This is a genomic window from Anaerococcus ihuae, from assembly GCF_928368155.1.
Taxonomy (GTDB): domain Bacteria; phylum Bacillota; class Clostridia; order Tissierellales; family Peptoniphilaceae; genus Anaerococcus; species Anaerococcus ihuae.
Window position 1 is genome coordinate 1 of sequence record NZ_CAKMRU010000005.1, and the last position, 6,148, is coordinate 6,148.

Here is a 6,148-nt window from a genome sequence, read left to right on the forward strand (position 1 = left end):
ACATTACGGAGTATTAAATTTATTAAAAAATAAAATCTAAGATTTTAAAAAAAATCAGCATTTAAAAAAGGACTATTTCTAGTCCATTTTTACTCTTTTTGCTACTGCAATTGAAAATATTGCTGCAACTATTACTGAAATTATTCCGTTTATTGAAGAAACTCCAAGTTTTTGTACAACTTCTACCATATTTGCTTCAAATGATAAGCCCATGGCTACTTTATTTTTTATAAATGTGTAAAGCAAGTAAAGAACAATATAGGTTACTTGTCCTAAAAATCCTGCAAGAAGTGCTTTTGCTTTTTCGTTTTTAATTTTTATTTTGTGAAAAACTAAACCAGCAACAAAACCCATCATGAATTTATTTATAAATGTAAATGGAGCTGATGCAAAATAAAGTGGATTTGTTAAATCAAAAATTGCAGATCCTATTCCTGCAGCAAGTCCACCAAGTCCTGGTCCCAAAATTATTCCTGCTAATAAGCAAAATACATTTCCCAAATGAAATCTTGTATCTCCCATTGGAGTTTTTAATGGAATTTGGAAAAATGCTGAGAAAATAAATACTAGGGCAATAAAAAGTCCAGTATATGTAATTTTTTTTGTATTTAATTTAATCATAAGTCCTCCTAATAAATTTTAATTACCAAACAATTATATAATATATTGTAATTTGTGTAAATATATCATTTTCCCAATTATTTTATTATAAAAATACAAATTTTAAACTTTAACTTCAAAATTTTTCTTGTAAAATATAGGAATGTAACATGGGTTACAGATATAAATTTATTTTTATAATATAATAAGTTAAAAAGATTAAAGGAGTTATAAATGAGTGAATTTTTAGGACCAATACATTATTTGATGTATGAAAAAATAAAGTTTCAAGATAAAATTACAAATTTTCTTTTGGATGGAAAGACAAAAGAAATTGACGGGAAAATCGCCCCAGTTTCAACCGATAATTTAGAAAATTTGATTGACCAAGAAAATATTCACGGCTGGCTCGATTCAAAAATTGATGTTGTAGAAAATAGACTTGCCTTTGCAATAAAAAATAGCGAAAATACCAAAGAAAAATTATTTGAATTTGGTAAAAAACAAAGCGAAGGAAAAAATTTCTTTGATTATAATGAAATTTTTAAGGATTTAAATACTATGCTTCTTGATGGAATGCCATGTGATAACGGACTTTCTGCAACAATTGATGAAAATAATGATTTATTTTTAATTACAAATGTAAATACTCACGAAAAATATTTCAAAAATTTTATTAATCCAGAAGACTCTCTTTCAAATACTTGTGAAGGAGGCCACAGTCACGACCACCACGAAGCTTTTGAAATCAACAAAAATGGTTTTGAATTAAAAGAAGAAAAATCTCCATACCATGAATATAGGTATGAATTTTTGAAAGGGTATTTTGAAAATTCCCCTTACACAGTTGACCTTGTTGGTGGAATTAATTATAGGATTTGTAAAAAATAAAAGAATAATAAAAATCTATAAACTTTCTTTAAAAGTATCTAGGAGTTTTTTATGCAAATAGAAAAGATAATTGAAAAATTAAAGGCCGATTCTAGAAATAAATCTTATACAAAAAGAGGAATTGGGCCGATTTTTCAGTTTAATAGAGATTCTAAAATTTTAATAATTGGTCAGGCTCCTGGCAAAAAAGTTGAAGATAGCGGGATTTTATTTAATGATAAAAGCGGGGAAAATTTAGTTGATTGGCTAGGTATAAGCATAGATGAACTCCATGCTAAAAATTTTTCAATAATTCCAATGGATTTTTATTATCCAGGAAAGGCAAAGAGTGGTGACAAGGCTCCAAGAAAATTTATAGCAAAAGAATACCATCATCTACTTCTTGAAGAGCTAAAAGATGTGAAATTAACTATATTGATAGGTGCCTATGCACAGAAATTTTACTTAAAAGATGATTTTAAGAAAAACCTAACCGAGACAGTAAGAAATTTTAAAGATTACTTGCCAGAATACTTTCCCCTAGTCCATCCAAGTCCTTTGAATAATAGGTGGATGGCTAAGAATAAGTTTTTTAAAGATAAAACCCTGCCAGAGCTAAAAAAAATTATACAAGAAATAATTTAAGAAATTTTATAAGATAAGAAATAATACTAATTACAAATAAGGAGGCTATATGAAAAAATTAAGTGCAAATATTTTAGATGGGAAATTTGAACATTTGATAGACGAAAATAAACTACAAATTACCCACCTTCAAATCAAACAAGGCGAAGAAGTTCCAAGTCATAAGTCAGATAAAAACGTAGTAGTTGTAATTTATAAGGGCAAGGTTAATTTCACTGGAGAAAATAAAAGTGAGATTATAGTGCCAGGCAATATAATAACTATGAAACCTAATGAAATGCACTCTTTAAAGGCAATCGAAGATAGTGATTTGATGGTTATAAAAGCAAAAATTTAAAAAATAAAAAAAGGATGTTGCAAAATAATTAATCGTTTCTAAATAATCATAGGAAATTCTCATAAAGTTTCGTAATAATTAGCCATTAAACTCAACACGAAACTTAAAAAATTATGATTGTAAGACTATAGTAATTCACACTTTGCAACATCCACTTTTTTATTAATTTTTCTTTTTAATTTTTAATTTTTTTCCTCTTCCAAATAACTTATCTGTTGAATAATTTAGGATATTTTTCTTGTAAACTCTAGCTGCAATTATATACATTAGGATTATTCCTCCTAATAAAATCAATAGTGAAATCATTCCTTGAAATAGACTTGCGTTTTCGTAGATTAATCTCATTGGCATAAAAAATGTTGACAAGAATGGGATGTAGGATAGGATTTTTATAAATAAATTTGGTTCGCTTCCTACAAATGATATGGAAATAAAATAGCAAAACATAATTATTAGCATAATTGGTGTTGCCATTTTTCCTGCATCTTCTTGTTTTTGTACCAAAGATCCAAGCATGGCTGAAAGGATTATATACAAAATCAATCCAAAAACCATAAATAAAACTATCTCAAAAACCAAGTTTGTGTTTATTCCCTTGAATAAATCTGAAATATTTATATCTAGCATTGAGCTTATTTTATCATAAAGACCTGTAAATTTAATTACAGCAAATCCCACAAGTCCCAAAATTAAATAAATACCAAAATGAACAAGCATAGCAAGAATTGTACCAAAAATTTTTCCTGCCATATAGGTTCCTGCCCTTACTGATGAGAAAATAAATTCTAGCATTTTTGAGCCCTTTTCTATGGCTATATCTTGCATAATTATTTGTGAATAAAAAATTAAAACAAAATACATTATAAAAATAGTTGCAAAAAGAGCCATCATATTTCCAGGATTTTTTAAATTGTCCTTTATTTCGTGAAGATTTACTTCAGGTTTTTGGCTAATTATTGCATTTTGCTTGGCGTCAATATTTGAATTTTTTAAATTTTCTTTTCTTTGCATGGACTCTGCCAAAGAATTTATTACAAGCATTGGAGTTTTTGCAGTTGTATCTCCATAATAATCAAAATTTAAAAGTCCGTCTTTGTTTTTAACTTCAAGATAGGCTGAAATATCCTTATCATCAAGAGCTTTTTTGGCATCTTTTTTACTTTTAAATTCAAAATCTACCATAGGATTATTTTGGAAATTTTTCTTATATTTTTCTTCTGTAACAACTGCGATTGTGTCTGGAGTTTTGGTTGAGTAGGAAATATAGGAAATTATTCCAATAACTACTGCCATAATAAAAGGCATCAAAACCATAACCCAAAAAGTAGGAGTTTTAAGATGTTTTTTTAGAGTATCGGTAGATACGGTCATAAATCTATTCATTTTCTTCCACCTTTCTTGCAAAAATCTCATTTAATGTTGGAGGTGATTGGTCAAAATATGGAACAAAACCAACATTATCTACAATTTTTTTGAAAATCACCTTGGAATATTCTTCATCTTTTAAAATAAATGTCCATTTATTTTCATCTTGGCTTATCATTTCAATATTTTCATCATTTAAGAAAAATAAATCTTCACTTGATTCAACCACAAGTTTTTTTCTTTCGTAAGAATTTCTAATTTCTTGAGGAGAACCATTTAAAACTATATTTCCTTTTTTAAGCATGATTAGTTTTTTGCAAAGACTTTCAACATTTTCCATATTGTGAGATGAAAACATAATTGTCGTTCCCTCTTTGTTTACATCCTTGATTATTTTTTCTAGAAGTCTAATATTGTATGGATCAAGGCCTGAAAAAGGCTCATCCAAAATTACAAATTCTGGTTTGTAAATTAAAGCACAAAGAAGTTGGACTTTTTGTTGGTTTCCTTTGGAAAGTTCTTTGATTTTTGATGATAATTTTCCATCAATTTCAAAATAATCAAACCATTCTTTTAATTTTTCATCAGAAAGATTTTTCATTTTATTTAATTTTGCAAAATATCTTATTTGATCTTCTACTTTTCTTTTTGGATCAAGAGATCTTTCTTCAGGCAAAAAACCGATTTTTTCCAAAGGAACTTTTGAAAATTTTTTGCCATTATAAGTAATATTACCGTCATATTTTGAATAAAAGTTCATTATACACCTAAAAAGTGTGGATTTTCCTGCTCCATTTTGGCCAATAACTCCAAAAAGGTCGCCTCTCTTTACTTCAAAATCAGCACGATTTAAAGCAAGAAGATCTCCAAAACTTTTACTTAAATTTTCTACTTTTAGCATGGATACTCCTTTATTATAAATATCTATTCAATATTATTTTACCATAGAAAATCAAATTAAAAAAAGATGGGAAATTACTTCTCATCTTTTTCCTTTTCATATTTAATAAATTTTAAAATTTCAAAATCAAGAGAATTTACCAAAATTGCAATTATAACTCCAACCAAGGTATCCAAAACCCTGTTTACTGCAAAGTCTATTGCCCCAAAATTTTCTCCTGCATGATTTATAGAAACTGAAGCTAAGACTATGCACATTATTGAAATAGCATTTGGTTTTTCCATTGAAGAAACTATCCAAATCAAAAAGGCCATAATTACCGACAATAAAAAATAATTTTCTATTTCATTAGTAAGATTTTTCTTTACAAATAAAAGATATAAAAATCCAACAAAACCACCAATAAAAGTTCCCAAAATCCTATTTAGACCAATCTCTATTGATTCATTCACATCATTTTTCGTACAAATTATTGCAGCAATCGCAGAATAAAAGGGAAGGGCATTGGGAGATCTAAAGTGGGAAAAAGTAAAAGACAAAAACACAGCCAAGGCCGTTTTAAAAATTCTTTGTCCTGGTTTTTTTAGTTTCATAGACCAAGCCTGTCACTTAAAAAGTCAAAAAATGTTTGATCATTTACCCTATTTGCCAAATATTTTTTGTTTTTAGAATTTGTTTCAACAATACTTCCCCTATCAAAATCTTCATTCACCTTGATAGCTTTTTCTTCAAAAATAAAGGCTTGAGGTTTTATAAGCATATATAAAAGAAGCCCCGCTTTAATTTCTCTTTCATTTTTTGGCAGAGACTTGTATAAATCTTTTATTTTCTCAAAAACAGGATCAGAAATTGATTTTTCCAAAATTTCATCCGGCAAGGTCAAAGAATTTGAGATATCAATTGGCAAAATAAAAGTTTCAATATCTTCTTTCAAAACAATATTTGCAGCCTTTGGGTCGGTGAAAAAATTAAATTCAGAATTTTTTGTAACATCACCAAGAGAAAAATTTGTTCCTAGAATAAAAATATGATCAATATAAGAAAGAAAATCATCATATTTTACAATTGTTTTTGCAATATTTGTAAGAGGACCAGTAGCAACAATATCAAGCCTTCCACAATCTCTAGCCAGATTATACAAAAAATCCTCACACCTTTCATCAGACAAATAATCCTTTGTCTTATCAAAAATCACAGAATTTTCTCCCCTAATCAAAATTTCCTGATTTTTCAAATTAGAAGAAGCCCCAGAGCAAATTGGTAAAATCAAATCTTCCATATTTGCCATAGAAAGAATATTTTTTGCAGCAAAATCAGCATCCATAAAAGAGCTTACAGAAGAAATTCCAACAATCTCAAATTCATTAGAATTAAAAGCCATTTTAAGCATCAACATTTCTGATAAGGTAAAATTAGTATCTATATAAACA

The 6,148-nt window shown here is 27.9% G+C and carries 8 protein-coding genes; 3 read left to right on the plus strand and 5 right to left on the minus strand.

Annotated elements, in window-relative coordinates:
• Positions 1–78: 78 nt before the first annotated feature.
• Positions 79–621, minus strand: coding sequence for an ECF transporter S component (locus tag L6653_RS08700; protein WP_236786873.1), 543 nt, complete (start codon positions 619–621; stop codon positions 79–81).
• A gap of 213 nt (positions 622–834) precedes the next feature.
• On the opposite strand from L6653_RS08700, the gene L6653_RS08705 reads away from it, so the two are divergent.
• The 3 genes from L6653_RS08705 to L6653_RS08715 are packed head-to-tail and all read left to right on the plus strand — an operon-like array spanning position 835 to position 2,452.
• Complete coding sequence (locus tag L6653_RS08705; RefSeq protein ID WP_236786876.1) at positions 835–1,491, plus strand: hypothetical protein; 657 nt, start codon at positions 835–837, stop codon at positions 1,489–1,491.
• Positions 1,492–1,542: 51 nt separating this feature from the next.
• Complete coding sequence (locus L6653_RS08710; protein WP_236786878.1) at positions 1,543–2,115, plus strand: uracil-DNA glycosylase family protein; 573 nt, start codon at positions 1,543–1,545, stop codon at positions 2,113–2,115.
• A gap of 49 nt (positions 2,116–2,164) precedes the next feature.
• Entirely contained in the window at positions 2,165–2,452 is a 288-nt protein-coding gene (locus L6653_RS08715; RefSeq protein WP_236786881.1) for an AraC family ligand binding domain-containing protein, read from the plus strand.
• A gap of 162 nt (positions 2,453–2,614) precedes the next feature.
• Here the strand turns inward: L6653_RS08715 and L6653_RS08720 are convergent, their stop codons facing one another.
• From L6653_RS08720 to L6653_RS08735, 4 genes are all read right to left on the minus strand, one after another.
• Positions 2,615–3,835: an ABC transporter permease gene (locus L6653_RS08720; RefSeq protein WP_236786884.1), complete on the minus strand. Its 1,221-nt coding sequence runs from the start codon at positions 3,833–3,835 to the stop codon at positions 2,615–2,617.
• Positions 3,828–4,718 carry an ABC transporter ATP-binding protein gene (locus L6653_RS08725; RefSeq protein WP_236786887.1) on the minus strand — a complete coding sequence of 297 codons (891 nt, stop codon included), beginning with the start codon at positions 4,716–4,718 and terminating at the stop codon, positions 3,828–3,830. The genes L6653_RS08720 and L6653_RS08725 overlap by 8 nt, the downstream gene beginning before the upstream one ends.
• Before the next feature lie 74 nt (positions 4,719–4,792).
• A complete protein-coding gene (locus tag L6653_RS08730) occupies positions 4,793–5,311 on the minus strand; it encodes an FUSC family protein (protein ID WP_236786890.1) in 519 nt (172 codons plus the stop codon).
• Positions 5,308–6,148: nucleoside hydrolase (locus tag L6653_RS08735; RefSeq protein ID WP_236786894.1), on the minus strand; the 841-nt coding region annotated here is incomplete at its 5' end. The genes L6653_RS08735 and L6653_RS08730, both read right to left, overlap by 4 nt.

Excerpts from the sequence above, each read along its gene's own strand:
- L6653_RS08730 (WP_236786890.1), bottom strand. The coding sequence starts at position 5,311 with ATGAAACTAAAAAAACCAGGACAAAGAATTTTTAAAACGGCCTTGGCT.
- L6653_RS08725 (WP_236786887.1), bottom strand. The coding sequence starts at position 4,718 with ATGCTAAAAGTAGAAAATTTAAGTAAAAGTTTTGGAGATCTTCTTGCT.
- L6653_RS08710 (WP_236786878.1), top strand. The coding sequence starts at position 1,543 with ATGCAAATAGAAAAGATAATTGAAAAATTAAAGGCCGATTCTAGAAAT.
- L6653_RS08700 (WP_236786873.1), bottom strand. The coding sequence starts at position 621 with ATGATTAAATTAAATACAAAAAAAATTACATATACTGGACTTTTTATT.
- L6653_RS08705 (WP_236786876.1), top strand. The coding sequence starts at position 835 with ATGAGTGAATTTTTAGGACCAATACATTATTTGATGTATGAAAAAATA.
- L6653_RS08720 (WP_236786884.1), bottom strand. The coding sequence starts at position 3,835 with ATGAATAGATTTATGACCGTATCTACCGATACTCTAAAAAAACATCTT.
- L6653_RS08715 (WP_236786881.1), top strand. The coding sequence starts at position 2,165 with ATGAAAAAATTAAGTGCAAATATTTTAGATGGGAAATTTGAACATTTG.